The 17202-nt window shown below is 69.2% G+C and carries 14 protein-coding genes; 3 read left to right on the top strand and 11 right to left on the bottom strand.

Going from position 1 to position 17202, the window contains the following annotated elements:
* Positions 1-7: 7 nt before the first annotated feature.
* The 7 genes from ACPXBU_RS11945 to ACPXBU_RS11915 form a co-directional block, all read right to left on the bottom strand.
* Positions 8-3094: a DUF3427 domain-containing protein gene (locus ACPXBU_RS11945; protein WP_425758085.1), complete on the bottom strand. Its 3087-nt coding sequence runs from the start codon at positions 3092-3094 to the stop codon at positions 8-10.
* On the bottom strand, positions 3081-3623 hold the full coding sequence (locus ACPXBU_RS11940; RefSeq protein WP_425758084.1) for a macro domain-containing protein: 543 nt from the start codon (positions 3621-3623) through the stop codon (positions 3081-3083). The genes ACPXBU_RS11945 and ACPXBU_RS11940 overlap by 14 nt, the downstream gene beginning before the upstream one ends.
* A gap of 85 nt (positions 3624-3708) precedes the next feature.
* On the bottom strand, positions 3709-4674 hold the full coding sequence (locus ACPXBU_RS11935; protein ID WP_425758083.1) for an aminoglycoside phosphotransferase family protein: 966 nt from the start codon (positions 4672-4674) through the stop codon (positions 3709-3711).
* Complete coding sequence (locus tag ACPXBU_RS11930) at positions 4671-4940, bottom strand: hypothetical protein (protein ID WP_425758082.1); 270 nt, start codon at positions 4938-4940, stop codon at positions 4671-4673. Before ACPXBU_RS11930 ends, ACPXBU_RS11935 begins: the two co-directional genes overlap by 4 nt.
* A complete protein-coding gene (locus tag ACPXBU_RS11925) occupies positions 4937-5512 on the bottom strand; it encodes a GNAT family N-acetyltransferase (protein ID WP_425758081.1) in 576 nt (191 codons plus the stop codon). The genes ACPXBU_RS11930 and ACPXBU_RS11925 overlap by 4 nt, the downstream gene beginning before the upstream one ends.
* The gene (locus ACPXBU_RS11920; RefSeq protein WP_425758080.1) at positions 5509-7023 is read right to left on the bottom strand and encodes a helix-turn-helix domain-containing protein; all 1515 of its coding nucleotides are present in this window, start codon (positions 7021-7023) and stop codon (positions 5509-5511) included. The genes ACPXBU_RS11925 and ACPXBU_RS11920 overlap by 4 nt, the downstream gene beginning before the upstream one ends.
* 112 nt (positions 7024-7135) lie before the next feature.
* Positions 7136-7654, bottom strand: coding sequence for a flavoprotein (locus tag ACPXBU_RS11915; RefSeq protein WP_425758079.1), 519 nt, complete (start codon positions 7652-7654; stop codon positions 7136-7138).
* Between the two features lie 221 nt (positions 7655-7875).
* Here ACPXBU_RS11915 and ACPXBU_RS11910 point away from each other — a divergent pair, with 221 nt between their 5' ends.
* Positions 7876-8982, top strand: coding sequence for an FAD-binding oxidoreductase (locus ACPXBU_RS11910; RefSeq protein WP_425758078.1), 1107 nt, complete (start codon positions 7876-7878; stop codon positions 8980-8982).
* A 14-nt stretch (positions 8983-8996) separates the two neighbouring features.
* Here ACPXBU_RS11910 and ACPXBU_RS11905 read toward each other — a convergent pair whose 3' ends face one another.
* Together ACPXBU_RS11905 and ACPXBU_RS11900 are read right to left on the bottom strand one after the other, a co-directional pair.
* The gene (locus ACPXBU_RS11905; protein ID WP_425758077.1) at positions 8997-10472 is read right to left on the bottom strand and encodes a hypothetical protein; all 1476 of its coding nucleotides are present in this window, start codon (positions 10470-10472) and stop codon (positions 8997-8999) included.
* 76 nt (positions 10473-10548) lie between these two features.
* Positions 10549-11433, bottom strand: a complete 885-nt coding sequence (locus tag ACPXBU_RS11900) for a fibronectin type III domain-containing protein (RefSeq protein ID WP_425758076.1) — start codon at positions 11431-11433, stop codon at positions 10549-10551.
* A gap of 176 nt (positions 11434-11609) precedes the next feature.
* On the opposite strand from ACPXBU_RS11900, the gene ACPXBU_RS11895 reads away from it, so the two are divergent.
* On the top strand, positions 11610-12107 hold the full coding sequence (locus ACPXBU_RS11895) for a peptidase inhibitor family I36 protein (RefSeq protein ID WP_425758075.1): 498 nt from the start codon (positions 11610-11612) through the stop codon (positions 12105-12107).
* Positions 12108-12109: 2 nt separating this feature from the next.
* Here the strand turns inward: ACPXBU_RS11895 and ACPXBU_RS11890 are convergent, their stop codons facing one another.
* A complete protein-coding gene (locus ACPXBU_RS11890) occupies positions 12110-14605 on the bottom strand; it encodes a hypothetical protein (protein WP_425758074.1) in 2496 nt (831 codons plus the stop codon).
* 385 nt (positions 14606-14990) lie between these two features.
* Between ACPXBU_RS11890 and ACPXBU_RS11885 the strand changes: the two genes are divergently transcribed.
* Positions 14991-15881 (top strand): hypothetical protein, encoded by an 891-nt coding sequence (locus tag ACPXBU_RS11885; RefSeq protein ID WP_425758073.1) that lies wholly within the window; start codon positions 14991-14993, stop codon positions 15879-15881.
* Positions 15882-16197: 316 nt separating this feature from the next.
* Here ACPXBU_RS11885 and ACPXBU_RS11880 read toward each other — a convergent pair whose 3' ends face one another.
* Entirely contained in the window at positions 16198-17034 is an 837-nt protein-coding gene (locus ACPXBU_RS11880; RefSeq protein ID WP_425758072.1) for a hypothetical protein, read from the bottom strand.
* Positions 17035-17202 lie beyond the last annotated feature (168 nt).

Raw genomic sequence — 17202 nt, 5'->3', positions numbered from 1 at the left:
AGCAGCACTAGGCGGCGATCGTGCGGGCGGTGGCGTAGACGTCGGCGGGCAGGGCGTGGTGGAGCCGCCAGAGAATCCGCATGGGCCGGTCGCCGGTGTGCGACTCGTACGTCATGGTGCCGGCGTACAGGTACGCCGGAGCGCCCAGGTCCCGGTCGGGGACCCGGGTCTCCCGGACGAACAGGTGCACTGCCGAACCGCCCGTTCTGTAACGCTGCCCGGTCGCCGACGCCGCCGAGGTGGTGCTCTGCGACTCCCACTGGAACAGCGTCTCGGTGACGGCCCGGTCGGCGTACATGGTGGTGGGGGAGTAGTGCGCCTCCGACTTGACCAGGGTGACGAAGAACAGGTCGGCTCGGGCGGCGGGCAGCCATTTCACCCCCTCGCGCAGCGAGCCCGGGTTGGTCACCCCGAAGGCGGCGCACGCCTCGTTGCGGCTGTATCGGGCGTGCACCCGCAGCGGCACCGCACCCGGGGCGGCGGTCGGTGTGACCCGGTGGATGCGGTCCCGCAGCACCTCGGCCACCTGCCGCACCTCGGCACAGCGCGCCGGGTCCTTCCACAGCCGCGTCAACCGCTCGTCCCGCGTCGCCAGTGGCGCGGTTGGCCCCCACAGGCTGAAGTGCAGCATGTCCAGCAGGCGGCCGTTTCCGTCGTACACCTGCTGACCTGGCGCGGGCGGTCCGGCCGCGACCCGGGTCAGCAGCTCCAGCCGGTCGACGTCGTCGGTGTGCAGCATGCGACCGATGGCCCGGCCCAACTCCCGGTCATCCTCGCCGGGCGCGGACGTGTCGATGCCGGCGAGCCGCCGCAGACCGGTCCAGCCGCCGATGCTGGCCGAGCGGTACACGTCCTCGATCTCCAGGCCGGTCTCGTGCAGGAACGTCGTCAGGCTGACGTCACCGAGTTGCCGCAGCTCGGACAGCAGGCCTGCCTTCGAGGTGGGCAGCGCGCTCTTCAGGTTGGCGAGCACCTTCTCCTTCGCCACGCGGTCCAGTTCGATGTGGCAACCGCTCGGCAGGCTCGGGAAGTCGTCGCGGACCGCTTCGGTGATCGCCCGCCGGCTCACCCCGGTCAGGGCACGCCACCGCCTGTCGAAGCGGAAGTTGGCGTGCTGCCCGCCGATGAAGTCGAGCACGGTCAGGCAGGGCTTGTCGTCGTCGAGGCGCAGGCCACGGCCGAGCTGTTGCAGGAAGATCGTGGCGCTCTCGGTGGGCCGCAACATCAGGATCGTGTCGACCATCGGCAGGTCGACGCCCTCGTTGAACAGGTCGACGGTGAAGAGCACCCGCAACTTGCCGGCCTTGAAGTCCCGCAACAGCCCCTTCTGCGTCGCACGGTCCACTCCCGACGTCACCGCCGCCGCCTCGACGCCGTGCTGCCGGAACCAGTCGGCCATGAACTCCGCGTGCCCGATGCTCACGCAGAACCCGAGCGCCCGCATCCGCCCGACGTCCACCTTCTCGCGAACCGCGCGCAGCACCGTCCGTGCCCGGGCGTGGTCGGCGGTGTAGAGGACGGTGAGTTCGCCCAGGTCGTAGCCCTGGCCGCGTTTCCAGGTGACGTGCGACAGGTCAACGTCGTCGTGCAGCCCGAAATACTGGAACGGCGCGAGTAACTGCCGCTCCAACGCGTCCCACAGGTGCAGCTCAACGGCCGCGCGCCCGTCGAACCACCGGCGCACGTCGCCGCCGTCGGCCCGGTCGGGGGTCGCCGTCAGCCCCAGGAGTACGCGGGGACGCAGGCGCTCCAACAACCGCGTGTACGTCGGCGCTTCCGCGTGGTGGAACTCGTCGACGATCACCATGTCGTACGCCTCGGGGTCGACCTCCCGCCGATGCAGCGACTGGATGGAGGCGAAGACGTGCTTCCAGCCGTTCGGCCTGTCGCCCGCGACGAGCGTCTCGCCGAAGCTGCCGTCGCCCATGACCTGCCGGAACGTCGACAGGCTCTGCCGCAGGATCTGCTCCTGATGAGCGACGAAGAGCAGCGAGTCTGCCCTGCCCGCCTTGTGTAGCCGGCGGTAGTCGAGCGCGGCGACCACTGTCTTGCCGGTGCCGGTCGCCATCACGACCAGGTTGCGCCAACGCCCGTGCACCAGCCGCTCGGCGTCCAGGTCGGCCAGGATCTCGGCCTGGTACGGGTACGGGCGCACGTCCAGGTTCGAGATCTCGGTGGGTGCCTGGTCGCGGCGCTCCCCGCTCAACGCGTGCCGTAGGCGCTCGGCGTCCCTGGTCGCGTCGTACGTCTCGAACGCCGGGTCGTTCCAGTAGTCCTCGAACGTCGCCGTGAACGTGTCGATGACGTGTGGCTGCTCGATGTTCGAGATGCGGACGTTCCACTCCACGCCGTCCACCAGCGCGGTCTTCGACAGGTTCGACGAGCCGACGTACGCGGTGGTGGTGCCGTTGGCCCGGCGGAACAGCCACGCCTTGGCGTGCAGCCTTGTCGTCCTCGTCTCGTACGACACCTTGATCTCGGCTCCGAGCTCTTTGAGCCGGTCGAGTGCTCGCTGATCGGTCGCGCCGAGGTAGGTCGTGGTGATGACGCGGACCGTGCCGCCACGGGCGATCAGCTCGCGGATGGCCGGCTCGACGATGCGCAGGCCGTACCACTTGATGAACGCGCAGAGCAGATCGACGCTCTCGGCGGAGGCCATCTCGTGGTTGACCTCGTGGCCGATGCGCGGCTGGTGACGGCCGTTGACCAGCAGCGCGCCGGTGGAGAGGGGAGTGGTGGGGCGCTGCGGGAAGGTGGGCTCCGCAGGTGGGGTGGGCGGGGCGGCGATGGCGTGGAGCAGGTGCTTGGCGTCGGTCACCTGGTCCTGATCGGTTGCCGCTTTCGGGCTGAGGGCGGCGATGGCGTCGGCGATCTGGTTCGCCATCTCGATCTGGTGGTGGAGCTTGTCGTCTCCGTTGGGGACGGACTGTAGGGCGCGGGCGGCCAGGGTCGCGAGGTGGCGGGCGAGGGTGTGGTGGGCGTCGGCGGGGTCGAGCTTGTGATGCTGGACCAGGGCGGGGTCGACGTGCCGGAGGCGGTCGGACAGTTCACGGGTGATCAGGTGCTCGTAGACGCCCCGCTCAAGATCCGTCATCACGGCACGGTAGCTCTCTCTGCGGTTGTACTGCCGCTCGCCGCGCTGTGGAAGCTGACGTCGGGCTGTCGTTCGCACCCTCCGGTGGGAACACCAGCACCCGTACGTGCGGGAGGGCAGCGAAGGCCCGTTCTATCAACGGTCGGATGTCCTCCCAGTCGAGGCCGCCGTTACCGCAGCCCAGCGCCGGCACCGCGACCGTGGAGATGTCGTGCGCGCGGACAACGCGGACGAGGTCGCTGAGCCCGGCCTGCACGTCTGTCACCTTCGAGCCGGTACGCCAGTGGCCCTTCGTCGGAAAGTTGATCACGTAGCGGCCTGGTCCTGGACGAGCCGAATCAAAGAGAAACATTTGACCGAGCTTCACCTCTTTGGCGGCGCATGCTGCCCGGTAGGCGGCGTAGTTGGCCGGGTAGGCGCGCTTGAACTGGAGAGCGATCCCCTTGCCCATCACACCCACGGTGTTGACCGCGTTGACCAGGGCAACGGCGTCAGCGGTCAGCAGGTTGCCCTGCGCGATAATGATCAAACTCGTGCCTTCCCCATGGTGATCCTTGGTACCAGTTGGGTCTGACATCGACGAGCACGGCGTTGAGGCTCGCGGCAGCCACGTCTCAGCACGTGCTGGAAAGGTTTTCGCCCTCAGGTGGTGATATCGGAGAATTCCGCTCGGGCTGAGGCGTGACGAGGTCGGCGAATGGCCGCCAGGGCTGGGCGTGGCTCCCTTTCTGCACTGAGTTGAGGCGGTTGACGAATTCCGCAGCCACGGCCGTCGAGGTCGTCAGGAGCGGCACCGCGGCTGCGATCATCTTCAACTCCCGTGCTTGCCGAAGAAGCGGCCAGGACGGGTCCGAGGTGACGTCGAAGCCGTACGTGGTGGCCAACGCGCGGTGTCCCCCTGTTCCTCCGAACCTTGCCTCGCCGACCGCAACCGCTGCTAGATCGACCTGCCAGGGGCCGATGCATGTCGCGTCAAAGTCACACAGGACCGTTCGACCCGACGTATCTCTGAGCAGGTTGCCTGCGTGGGCGTCCCCGTGGATCAGCGTCTGCGTCCCACCCTCGATGAGGGTCGTGACTTGTGGCTCCAGGCGGTCACACCAGTCGACCAGGAAGTCCCGCTCGGGCTTGCTGAGCCCGTCGGCGTCGGCCAGCCTTCGCCGTGCGTCGCCAATTGGGTCCCAGATGGGCAGCGGGAAGGGTGGCACGCCGAGTGCGTGAAATTCACGCAGGACCGTGCCAAGGTCCTCCGCCGTGAGGGTAGGTGGTTGCGGCGGGAGGTATTGCCAGACCGAAGCGACGAGATCCCCGACTTCGATTGGCTGCTCGACGTCTCGCGCGAGACGGATCGTCGCGGCGTCGATCTCGGCGAACCAACGCGCAAGCCGGACCACCTTCCGCACCCTGTCCTGAAGCTGATGGGTCCGTGCGATACGGATGACGATTCCGGCCCGGGGCAGCGCGAAGACGGCATTGTTGGTCAGTCGCAGCAATTGTGCGCCGTCGGCCGAAACGCCCAGGGTGCTGGCGATGTGCCGCATAGCCGCCGTCATCGCCGCCTCGGAGAACCGCCCACTCATGCTGGACGAACTAACCGCAGCGCCTCGATGACCACGCCCCAACGGCCGGACGCGTGGGCCGCGTCAAGTGGCATCCCCTCGGCCACGACAATGCCGGCGGCGCGCAGCACCGCCACGTGCCCCGCGCGGGTGAACATGACCAGCCGCCCGATCGCCTCCCAGTGCTCGACCAGTTCGACGACCTTTGGGATGACTCCTCGACTGCGGTCGTTGAGGAACCCGTTCTGCATGTCGATGACGATTAGGGCGGCACGCGTTTTGCTCACCTGTCCACTCTGCCGCCCAAGGCCGCGGTGTTGTGGGCGGGTGTTCGGACCAGGACATCGAATACCGGCGCGTTCTCCCAGGTCGGCTGAAGCTTGGTCACCTTGGTCCAACCCCAGGAGCGGTAGGCCGATTGAGCGGCAGCATTGTCGGGGCGAGCCAGGAGCGTGCTTCGCGGCTCACCTCGGGCAGCGATCAGCTCGTCATGCAACGTGGCAGCGATGCCCCGGCGGCGCCAGGCGGGGTGGACCAGCAGCTCGCTGAGCGCGAAGGTGCGGCTGCCGTCCTCTTCGGTGAACCCGGGCGGCACGGGTTCGTGGATGCCTTCCCACCATCGTGTCTGCGGAGGTAGCGGGAAGCCGTAGATGTAGCCGACCAAAGCGCAGTCGACGCTGGCGGTGACCAACTCCCAGCCAACGCGCCGCATGTGAAGGTCGAGCTGACGCCGGTAGCGATCCTCGCTGTAGAAATCGCCGCCACCCGCGTAGACCTGCAAGAAAAGGTCCACAAGCTGATCGAGGATCTCCACTGCCTCCTCGGCGCTGTGATGGCGAAGTTGCAGGCCCTCGATCACACACTCACCGCTCGGTTGTAGGCGTGAACGAACTGCCGCGTTGCCGTGGTCGGGTGCCGTAACGCGGCTAGGTTTGAGCGCACGTGCGCAAGCTGGCGGCTTATGCGCCCCGAGTTCATCTGACTGGCTGCCGGCAGGACGTCCAGTGCTATGCGTGCTGCCCCGTTGGTGTCACCTTGCTGGTACGCGGCCTCAGCGAGGTCGACCGTGTATAGGACCTGGTTGCGTCGATGGCCCGGCGACGGATTGGCGATGATGGCGCGGAACGACTGAGCGGCTCGGTCGGGCCTCTCCATCGCGAGGTAGGAAAGCCCCTGGATGCCGTTCACTTCTTGCGCGTTCACGAAGTCGACAAAGCCCAAATCGTCCTCGTGGGGTCCACGCTCCAGCTCGCGGCGAGCCTTGGTCATCTCCCGACTGAAGCCGCTCGCATCCCTCAGCACGGCGTACGTGTGCGCCCGCCGAAGGTGGAGCAGCGTGGTGAGTCGAGGTGTCGCCCATCTAGCAGAGACTCGCAGCGCGGCTTCGGTGCAGTGCAGCGACTCACCGGGCTGACTCTCACGGAGCAGCAGAGATAGCTGAGTCAGCGCACGTACTTCCACGCGAGGGTCATCTGCGATGCGGGCACGGGCAATGGCCTCGTTCAGAAACGGCCTAGCCTGCGACCTGCGACAGGCATCGATGGCTAGCCACGCCGCCTGGATGCCGAGGTCAGCCAGGGTGCTTTGGAGTGCGTCGCCGACCTCTCGGCTGTATGTCGCTCTCGCGGCCCAGGCCGAGAGCCTGGCGTGCGCCTGGACGGCGACGTCACAGAGTTGGTCGGCACCGGCTGCCGCATCGGCTCGCCGGAGATCTTCGACCAGCGAGCTGGCCAGTCGTACCTGCTCCATGCCGATGTTCCTCGGGTCAGCGGCTTCCGGGAGCAGGTAGGAGTGTCCGGCTGCGGCGAGTCCCGCGAGCGCGGCCATTGCGTTGAAACGTCGCCGGTCCGTAGCGCCACCCCCTCCGGTTGCTGCCCCCTCCACGGTAACCGCCATGGCTGGCAGGTCGCTCTGCTCAGTTACCTGGTCGTGGGCATAAAGATCGTCTGTCGTGCCATCTGCTGCGCCGTTTTCGGCGAGGTAAGGCTGATCAGGAAGACCGAACCAGAGGCAGGAAGCGGGTATCCCGAGAAGCTGTGCCCAGTGCGCCAGTCGATCCAGGTGCACCAGCGGCGGGCCGTTCTCCACCCGACTGAGCTGCGCCTGCGTGATCCCCAGCCACCCCGCCACCACGCTCTGCGGCAACGCGACCCGACCGTGGTACGGGTGGCAGCGGTACGCCCGGATCACCCGCCCGAGATGCCGCTCCAACAGGGCAAGTCGCACCGGCTCGTGCTCCCAGAAGCTCGCCGGCACCACCGGCGGCGCGCTCAACCGGTCCCGTTCGGCGGCCTGGCACGGCGTACACCGGCCGCTGTCGTTGTCCCGGGCCAGCCGTCCGCCGCACCGGGGGCAGTTCGCGTGGGTCACCGGCGGCTCCGTCCGTCTCGCCTCATCGAACCTAGCCATTGAACACGCTGCGTGGCGCGCTGGTATACACACGACGCATATCTCAAGGTCAGCCCAACAAGGGAGCAGATGCTCAGGCTGGACGAAGCAACCGCAGCGCCTCGATGACCATGACCCAACGACCCTTCTCATCCATCGGGTCGAGCACCTTTCCCTTGGCGACGATCACACCGGCGCCGCGCAGCACCGCCAGGTGACCCGCGTACGCCGGATGGGCGGCCAACTCCGTCTTCACGTGTGGGAAGGCGAGGATCGGCAGCCCCGCCCCCAGCGACTCGTTGAGGACACCGAGCGCCAGCGTGTCGTTGATGCCGAGCGCCCACTTCGTCACCGTGTTGAACGTGATCGGGGCGGCCACCACCACATCCGCCGGCGGGTGGGGCTCCGGGTCGCCGGGCATGCGCCACTCCACGCGTACGAGATAACCGGTCTTGTTCTGCAACGCCTCACGGTCGAGCCACGGCGCGGCGGTCGGGCTGACGATCATGCACACCCGCCACCCGGCGGCGATCAGCAGGTCGACCAACTCGTCGATGTGTTCCGCCGGCCCCGCGGCGCAGACGACCAGATACAGCACCGGACGTTCCGTCATGCCCGCAGTCTGCCCGACGGCGATGACGCGTCATCGACCGCATACCTGCCGCGCATGCTGCCGACGATCACCACGGCATGCCGTTGTCCCTGCTCAGCCGCGAGAGTCGACGCATGGCCCGGGGCGGGTGCCTTGTCCCGGAGTTGCGCCGGCCCTCAACGGCGCAGCTCCGTCCCCGCCCGCCCCGGTGCCGCTCGATCCGTCAACGTCTCGGAGCCGGCATGCCCACCCTGATCGACGACGACCATCCGTCTCCCGCGAGCCTGGCCGCTGCCTGGGCGTCGGTCGACGTGCGGGCTGCCGGCGACTTCTGGTGCACGCTCGAAGACCGCCGACCCGGCCTGCTCCGGCACCGCGACGCGCCACTGTTCTTCACCGCGCTGGGCCAACTCATTGTCGGCGGCGACGACCCGGCGGGCCGATCCGCGCTGCTCAACGTGCTCGGCCGCGCGTACCGTCACTTCGACCTGCTCCCGCACTCCACCACCATCGGCGACGCGCTGCTCGCCACCGTGGCCCGGCACGCCCGCCCACTGTGGACACCACGGCTCACCCTCGTCGCGGAGCGCGCCCTGTGCCGCGCCACGCACGCCATCCGCCAGTCCGCCGCGCGGGTCGGCTGCGGCCGGGCCTGGTGGCACGTCCAGGTGATCGGCCACGAGCGGCCGTCGCCCGACATCGCCATCCTGACGGTACGTCCCTGGCGGCGACTGCCCTTCCAGCCAGGCCAGGCGGTCCCGGTGTGCACGCCGCGCCTGCCGGGGCGTTGGCGCTGGCTCTCACCGGCCAACGCCCCGCGCGCCGACGGCACCGTCGAGCTGCACGTCCGCGCCGTACCCGCCGGCATCGTCTCCCACCGCCTGGTCCACGAGGTACGCCCCGGCGAGCAGCTCTGGCTCGGCCCACCCGGCGACATCGGGCTGAGCCTCGACCCGTCGCGCGCGAACGATCTACTGCTCGTCGCCGGTGGCACCGGACTGGCACCACTGCGCGCCCTGGTCGAGCAGGTCGCCGCCGCACCGGACGGCAGACGGGTGACGCTTGTCGTCGGTGCCCGCAGTTTCACCGACCTCTACGACGCGATCACCCTCGACAAGCTGCAATGCGCCCACGACTGGCTGACGATCGTGCCGGCGTTCTCCGCCGATCCCTGCGCGGAGCCGGCCGAGCAGGGCGACGCCCTGACCATCGCCCTCGACCACCACCGGCCCGGCCAGGACATCTACCTGTGCGGCCCACCCGCGATGCTGGCCGGTGCCCGGTCACGGCTGCGCGCCATCGGCATGGCCGCCGAGCGCATCCACCTGCCCGACAGCTTCACCTGCTGACTGTCGACGTCCGGTTAGAGGCGTGCGCTGAGCTGCATGGCGGCCTGACGGAAACGCCGGGGCGGCAGGATGGACCGAAGCTTGTCGACGGCGTCAGTGAAGTCCGAGATCGTGGTGACGCAGCCGTGGCCGAGGTGGGCGAGCCGGATGACGCCAAACCGCTCGACCACGAGCGCCTGGGACAGCGGAACGGTGTGGACATTGCCGTCGCCATCGACTGTGGAGATCGCGTCGATGCCGATGACCAGCGAGCCCTTGTTGCGGAATCGCTTGGCGAACGGCGGCCTGACCACCTCGCCCGCCGGCACGAAGCGGGTGGTGGGGCAGGAATCGGCGGTGGCGCCAGGCAGGTTGGGTTTCGTCCCGTACGGCACGACGAGCATGACGGATGGGAGCCAGCTCGCCACGACGTCCCGCGCCACCTGCGGGGTGATCCCGGCCAGCTCGGCGAGCGCTTCCGAGCCGTAGATCTCAGCCGTGCCGAGCAGCTCCCGGTGGGTCAAGGGTTCGAGGTCGTGAATCGCCTGCGTCCATTCGACATCGCCCGTCATGGGCATCCGCAGCGTTGGCACCAGGTCGGCGAGCTCCACTCGATCAATCCCGTCAGAGACGAGCCGTTGCAGCTCGTCCCAGATCAGCTCGGCCACGGCGGTGGCGTCGAAATCCTTGCCCCTCCTGCCGTACTCCGGCTCGACCCTCAACCCGAGCTCGTGCCGCGTGCTGTCGACGACCTCGCACATAAATTCGGCACCTCTGGCCACCCCGGCCAGGTCTACTGCTTCGGCGACCCGCGACCGCAGCGCCCACATCAGAAGGACCGCTTCCGCGCTGGGCTCGACGCTGACCATCAGCGCGACGCCGCGGACCTCGTCCGCGTACCAGATTGGTCCGATCTGGTGGTTGGCGAGTGCGGTGCCGCGAGTGACTCGCGGGCCGGCGGGCAGCGGAAGTCGCATCGCCTCAGGTGCGTCGCCGGTCAGGGTGAGGACGGCGTTGCCACTTGTGAAGAACCCTGCGACATGCCGTCGGATCTCGTCCGGCGTGAAGAGTCGGTAGTCCACAGCCGGCCAGCGCGACAGGCCAACTCCGCGCGGCCCGAACCGGCGCGACAGCAGCGCTCCCCAGGGGTCGAGCACGCCCTCGTCGATGTTCGTGACGCTCCGGCTGTCCGCATCGAGACCTGCGACGGCGTCGGACAGATCCTCCGGCGGCAGAGCACTGATGGCCGAGCAGATGGTGGCGAAATGCTCCACGACCTGGTCGGGCGGACCGCCTGCGACGAACGACGTCTCGTTCATCCAGTCGTAGTCCTCGAAGTTTTCCGCGACGTGATCATCGGTCCAGGCCACCAGGTGCTGCACGAGATGAGTGAGGCCGATGGAGTCGATCTCGTCGTCGCGGCCACCGCAGCCGAACGTCAGTGACGCGGCCAGCATGCCGGGCAGATTGCGTTGGATGACAGTAACTCCGTCTATCTCCTCGCGCCGCATGTGCGGATCGTAGGGTGATCGGTCAAGACCGAGGACTGTGACAATCGACAGTCAGGAGAGGTCATCCGACAGCGTGTCAATTGTTCGGGTCGCCGAACTCGCGTACGCCGTCGACGTCGAGCGTGATCCGGGTGTTCTCGGTCCACTGGCTGGTGGCGGCGAGCCAGCTCGGGTCGTCGCGCTCGTCGATGTCGCTCCAACTGTGCCGGTGATGCCGTAGTTGGATCGGCCCGGTCGACTCGCCCGGCTCCAGCGTGCCGTCGGTGACGGTCAGCTCGACCCAGCCGAAGACCGGCGTACCCGGGATCGGGTAGCCCGGTGGTGTGGGTGTGGTCAGCGGGGGCGGCCCGGCCGGTGGGATGAAGAACTGCACGGTCTGCCGGATCCGGTCGCAGCCCAGGGCGGCCCAGTCGCAGTTGGGCACCAGCGAGGTGTTGGCGCCCTCGAAGCGCAGGTGGTAGCGCAGCCGCGCGGTGCTCAGGTCGAGCGGTCCGGTGCCGGTGTTCGTGACGTTCAGGGTGTGCTGGATCTGGTTGTTGGTCGGGGACCAGTCGAGGTTGAGGTAGCTGACCGTCGCGCGGCCGGTGGCGGTGCGCACGGTGGTGACGGGTGAGGGGTCGGAGAAGCCGCCGAGCGCGCGGGCGGCAACCGCGATCTGGTACGTCGTGCCGGGGGCCAGGTCGGTAAGCGTGATCGTGGTGTCGGTCGACGTGCCGAGCCAGCGGTACGTGTGCGGACCCAGCGGAACCTGCACCTCGTAGGTGATCGGCTGCTCGGCGGCCGGATCGCCGATCCAGGTGGCGGGCGCCCAACTGAGGGTGAGCTGGTGTGGTTGGTTGACCACCACCGTGGGGCTGCCGGGGGTGCTGATCGCCGGGCCGTCGGCGCGGGCGGTGTCGACGGCGAGCAGGCTCGCCAGCGCGGCGAGGGCGACGGCGGCGGTCAATCGGCGAGCAGGCATGGCCGAATGGTAGCGGCAATGCATGCAGATCAATGTGATGTCTCACGTGTTGGCGGGGGATGTGGTGCGGCGCGTCCCAATAGCGCATTGTCAGGACTCTGCACCTATTCGAGCTGGCGATCAATCTGGTGCCCTCAATACGCTGAGCGGGCGGTCCATCCATCGCGAGGTGTCGAATGGTCATTCCCCGTCCCGTTGTCGCGGCGCTCGCGGCCGTACTCTGCTGGTTTTTGATCGTTTTTCCGACGCCTGGTCCGGCCGGTGCTGCCTCGTCGGGAAGTCAGGAAATAGCCGATTATCTGGCAACCCACCCGGGCGGTAAGGCGATCAACGACAACGAGATCAGTTACGACGGTGGGGCGTTCGTCGTGACCCTGCGAAGGCCGATCGGGACGCTCGCCGTCGCCGACTGTCCGTCGGGGTGGTACTGCTTCTACGAGTGGCCCAACTACGGTTATCCCCGGGGTCGGCTCTCCGACTGTGGGCGGCAGAGCCTCGCCACCTGGTACTGGCAGTTCCGCGTCGAGTCGGCGCACTACAACCTCACGAGCGGTTCGGTCTCGTTCTACTACTACGACACCAGGCTCTTCGACGTCGGCGCGGGAAACCGGGTCCGCGGCGACGCGTCGCCCTATCGCAACTGGCCGAACTACGTGCAGCGTCGCTGCGGGTGACGTCAGGCGCAGCCGTTCCCGGTGGTCCGGTCGGCCCGCTCCTTGCGCACGAACAGCACATAGTCGAGGGTCTGGTTGTCGGTCACCGTGGTCGTCGCGTGACTGAGCAACTCGCCGGTGTGTGGGTCGAACTGCACCGTCTCCCGGCGGTCCTGGGCGTCGGCGCTGAAGGCCAGCCCGGGTCGGTCGCCCCAGTCCGGGTACGCGCCCCGGTCCTGGATGCCCGGTGTCGCCGCCAACTCGAACAGCAGTGCCGAGATCTGACCCGGGCTGAGCAGGTGGTAGCGGAAGAGTCGACTGACCACGTTCACCATCCCGGCGGCGGTGCGCAGCTCCGGCGGTAGCTCGCCCAGTTGCGCGGCGAGTTGGCGACGCAGCTCCGACGGGTCCACGGAGGGGACCGGCGGCACCTCGGTCAGGTCGCCCTGGCCGTACCGGAACGAAGCGGGCGCGCCGGACCGACGACCCTTCGTGGTGGTGGTGACGACCCGGCGACCGGACAGCGCGGGACTCCACCACAGGTGCTCGTCGCGGTAGCTGTCCCGATCGACCCCGGGCGCCAGGTCCGCCGGAGCCCAGACCCGCAGGCAGGACAGGGTGTACGCCCCGTCGGCGGTGCTCGGGGCGATCCCGGCGACGGCCAGCGCGAGGTCGGCGAGGCGCTGTGCCCTGCCGGCGTACCCCGAGGTGTTGCTCGGCGACGGCACGGTGCCCGGGGATGCCTCGCTCGTCGGTGCGACCGGGGTCTCCCCGCGCCCCCGGACCGTGGCAGCGCCGACCGCCACCAGCGACGTCAGCGTCACCCCGCCGCCGAGCAGGATCACCAGGACGGCCAGCAGCTTGGGTGGCAGCCGGCTGATCCGGCCGGGGGGCGTCGGCGGCGCCGGAGGGTTCGTGCCCGAGGGGCGGCGGGGCCGCGGAATGGCGTTCGTCCGGGTGGCGACGAGGTGCCGGGGGACCGACCGGTTCGCGCGTCGGTTCCCGTCCCGGACCGGAGGCCGCCCCGACGCGCTGCTGCTGGCGCTGGCGCTGGCCGCCGTCCCCGTCGCCGGGCCGGGCCGGCCGCCGACGGGCGCCGTCCCGTGCCAGCCACCGGGTACCTGGCGCTGGGGGATCGCCACCGCCCCCCACCGCCACGGCGGCGCGTCCGGGGTGGACGGACGCCGCGCCTGGTCGAGGTGTGCCCGGTCCAGTGGGGCTGGCCGGTTCTGCTGGCTCGGCTGCGCGCCCACCGCGTCGAACCGGGCCGGCCGGTCGTTGCCCGGGAACGCGGGCTGCGGGTCCACGACGGCGACCGGCACGGTGACCAGGCCGGCAGCGGCAGGTGGGACGACATCGGGGCGGAACTCCCGCTGGTAGGCGAGCGCCGCGTGGGCGGCCAACCGGAAGTACCAGGCCCGACCGGCGCGGCCGGCGTCCTCGTAGGTGCAGCAGATCAGCGCCTGACTCAGCAGGGAGAGCAGGTACTGCGCCCGCCAGTTCACACCCCAGTTGCCGTCCTTGGCGACCGCCAACCCGACCGCGTAGCTGGCCTTGATCACCTTGGCGGGCAGCGGGGGCAGCCGGTCCGACGGGCGTTCGCGCGGGTCGACAAGCAGGGTACGCAGGGCGTCGGCCTGCACGGTGCGGGTGCCGGCCGCCAACTCGGCGAGGACGGCGTCCAACAGGAGGCTGACCAGGTCCCGGGTGAGCGGCGCGTCGACCGCGAACCGGTCGGTGTCCACCAGGCAGAACCTCTTGACGTGCACCGACCACGCACCGGAGGACGGGAAGAGAGCGTTAGCCCCGTGCAGATCCCCGTGGGACACCCCGCAGAGCTGGTCGAGCGGATCGCCGTGGAACAGTGAGCTGCCGTCGCCGAACCGGAGCGGGTTGGGGACCACCGTGTTGGTGGCCGGGTCGAGCAGCCAGTCGGCGTCCAGGTCACGCAGGCCGAGCGCGCCCGCCACCGTGTACACCTCGGAGGTGGCGCCGGCGTCGGCCAGCTCCCGGCGGACGAACTCGCCGACGCTGGTCCGGCCGCTCCGCCGCCCCGCGCGGTGCCAGGAGTTCCACACCCCGTCGAGCAGCGTGCGGTAGGCGTCCTTGAGCTGGTCGTCGCCGACCTTGGCGAGCGGAACGACCAGCTCCGCGCCGTGCGCGATCTCCTGGAACATCAGGTACCGGCCGTCGCCGACCGGGTATCGCGGGTACGGCTGGCCGACCAGGTGGCGCTCGGCGAAGCCGGCGTCCACGGCGACGGCCGCCGCGTGCCGGGCGGCTTCCTCGATCGCCTGCCCGGCCGGCAGCACCTTGACGTACAACTGCTCGGCGTCGCGGCCGTCCCGTCGCTGGACGATGACCGGGATCAGCTCCGCGCCGCTGCGCCCACGACGTCGGGTGGCATGGCACGGAGGGCGGACGGTGGCATCACGCCCGGCCGCCCACTCCCGCAGCGCGACCGAAACCGTCGCATCCTGTATGTACCGTTCGAACTCGTCAACGGGACCGTCGCCCATGTCCGCCGTTGGACCTTCCACGAAGTGGTGAAAGTGGACGCGGACGGCAGGGGTGGCACGTCCGAGTGAGGGATGCGCGGTAAACGCGAACGTCAAGCTACCGCAACTTTCGGGCGAACGCGGTATTTATTCGCAGCTTCCCCCCGCATCTACCCAAAAGTAATAAAGGGTCACCTTCCGCTCTCGTCGTATCGCAATCGGTGACATCCATGACAGCGGATATGAGCTGCCGGGGTGGATCGCAGGCCCGACGGTCCGTTACGCGACGTAGTCGGTTTGAAGATAACGCCTGGTGGTGCAGTTACCTACCGTTAACCCGTCACCACGAACGGCCCGACGTCGGCGTCGTCACGCTCGCCGTCGGGCCCCAGACGGGAGAAACACCATGCGTACCACCACACAAGCCCGAGCGTTCGTACTCGTGCTCGGTCTCGTCGCGACCGGGGCGGTGCTCGTCCCGGCGAGCCCGGCGTCCGCCGCGGTCCCCGGTTTGGTCCGGATCGCCGCGACGAGCGTCAGCAGCTCGGCCGACTTCCACAGCGCCACGGCCACCTGCCCGGGCGCCAAGGTGCTGACCGGCACCGGCTACGAGCTGAACGGCGTCACCGGCGAGGGCGTCGTCGACGACCTGCGCCCCAACGGCGGCGTGGCCACCGCCCCGACGTCCGTGACCGTGGGCGCCTACGAGACCGAGGCGTTCGCTGGCAACTGGTCGGTCACGGCGTACGCGATCTGCGCCAACCCGCTGCCCGGCCTGGTGCGGGTCTCCACGGTCAGCGTCAGCGACTCGGCCGACTTCCACTCCACCACGGCCACCTGCCCGGGCAGCAAGGTGCTGACCGGTACCGGCTACGAGCTGAACGGCGCCACCGGTGAGGCCGTCGTCGACGACCTGCGCCCCAACGGCGGCGTGGCCACCGCGCCAACGTCCGTCACCGCCGGCGCGTACGAGGCGGACGCCACAGCGCTGAACTGGTCCGTCACCGCGTACGCCATCTGCGCCAACCCGCTGCCCGGCCTGGTGCGCGCGTCGACGATTGGTGCCAGCACCTCACTCGACTTCCGCAGCGTCGTCGCGGGCTGCCCGGCCGGCAAGGTGCTGACCGGCGCCGGCTACGAGCTGAACGGTGTCACGGGTGAGGGCATCGTGGACGACTTCCGTCCCAACGGCGGCGTGGCCACCGCCCCGACGACAGTCGACTCGGGTGCCTACGAGGAGGATGCCGTCGCCAACAACTGGTCCGACACGGCGTACGCCATCTGCGCCACGGCGTAAACAACAGGTCGCCAGGTGTTGCCGCCCCGCGGAAACGGGGCGGCAACACCCTTGACCGGTCAGCTCACGATCCGCCCTGGCGTTGGATCCGCCCATCGCCCGAGACCTTGGCTCGACCCAGGTCGCGCTCGGTGCCAGCGGACCCGGTCGCGGTACGGCGGTGACGTTGGTCAGGCGAGTGCTCCACGGTCGAACCCTGACGGCCCGGAGCGCCGCTGCCCGGATGCCGCCGACCTCGCGCCGATTCGCCGCCGCTGTCGTGTTTGTTCTGCTTGTGGCTACCCATGGATCGGGCGTACCCGGTCAGCGAGCGGCCTCACGGATTCCAGTAGACGAGGACGCTGGCCTCGTCGAAGCGCCGTTCCCTCAGGTCGGCACGCTGGATCACCCAGTGGATGCTCGCGCCGCCCTGTCTGCCGCCGTGGAACTCGGCCAGCAACACCCAGTCAGCAGCGTCGGTTGGCCCGTCCTCGCCGGCGTTGCCCGAGCGGTTGGCGCCCAACCAGGCGGGGTTGAAACCGTTGCAGTCAGTGCCGTAGCCGCCCAGCAGCAGCGGCGTCGTGTGGCCGTCGTAGGAGAAGGCGCCGCCCGGCACGTCGCCCAGGACGTCCTGCCACACCTTGGTCAGCTCCTCGAACGGAGGATCGCCCGGTAACGGCGGAGACCACGGCGGCCCTGGGATCGTCTTGACGTAGGGCAGGGAGATGTCGACCGTGAGGTGCAGATCGCCCTCCGGGATCTCCGCGTAGACCTCGGCACACTCCTCGTCGTCCGGAGAGAAGCCCGGCGGATGCCGCTCCCGCTCCTCGACGGCAACGCCCGCCGGCACGTACATCACCTGGCCGTAGCCGTCCTCCTCGGGCCAACCGAACAGCAGCAGGTGGCCGTCGGCCGGTAGCGGAAGGTCGGTCACGTCTGCCGGAAGGGCAGCGCAGTCGATGGTGGCGATCAGGGGGAACGTGGGGTTCTTCGCGTCGGCGGGAAGCAGCACGGGCCCACGGACGACGCCCACGACCGGCCCATCACCCTGCTGCATCAGGAGCGCAGACGGGCGGGCGAGCCCCAGCCAGCGCTCCACCTCGGCGGCGGGGATGTCGCGGCGCAGCGCCTCGGCACGGACCTGATCGAGAATCTTCTCGTTTCGGGGAAGCACGCGGACACCGTAGATCAACCGTGCGACGTTCTCCGCCCCTGCCGAGATGCGGTGTCGCCAGAAGGCAGGCCCCAGGCAACCGATACCGCGATTTCCCGTCGGCGGGCGGCAGGTGGGAGCGCCGGTCCATAGCGTCCGAACCACGGAGTTCCGCGAGCGCGCGATCTG

It is taken from the genome of Micromonospora sp. DT231 (genome assembly GCF_049847025.1).
GTDB lineage: Bacteria > Actinomycetota > Actinomycetes > Mycobacteriales > Micromonosporaceae > Micromonospora.
This window is presented reverse-complemented; position numbering and strand designations above follow the sequence as displayed.

Coding starts and splice junctions, on each gene's coding strand:
- ACPXBU_RS11945 (WP_425758085.1), bottom strand. CDS start 3,094: ATGACGGATCTTGAGCGGGGCGTCTACGAGCACCTGATCACCCGTGAA.
- ACPXBU_RS11935 (WP_425758083.1), bottom strand. CDS start 4,674: ATGAGTGGGCGGTTCTCCGAGGCGGCGATGACGGCGGCTATGCGGCAC.
- ACPXBU_RS11915 (WP_425758079.1), bottom strand. CDS start 7,654: ATGACGGAACGTCCGGTGCTGTATCTGGTCGTCTGCGCCGCGGGGCCG.
- ACPXBU_RS11910 (WP_425758078.1), top strand. CDS start 7,876: ATGCCCACCCTGATCGACGACGACCATCCGTCTCCCGCGAGCCTGGCC.
- ACPXBU_RS11905 (WP_425758077.1), bottom strand. CDS start 10,472: ATGCGGCGCGAGGAGATAGACGGAGTTACTGTCATCCAACGCAATCTG.
- ACPXBU_RS11900 (WP_425758076.1), bottom strand. CDS start 11,433: ATGCCTGCTCGCCGATTGACCGCCGCCGTCGCCCTCGCCGCGCTGGCG.
- ACPXBU_RS11895 (WP_425758075.1), top strand. CDS start 11,610: ATGGTCATTCCCCGTCCCGTTGTCGCGGCGCTCGCGGCCGTACTCTGC.
- ACPXBU_RS11890 (WP_425758074.1), bottom strand. CDS start 14,605: ATGGGCGACGGTCCCGTTGACGAGTTCGAACGGTACATACAGGATGCG.
- ACPXBU_RS11885 (WP_425758073.1), top strand. CDS start 14,991: ATGCGTACCACCACACAAGCCCGAGCGTTCGTACTCGTGCTCGGTCTC.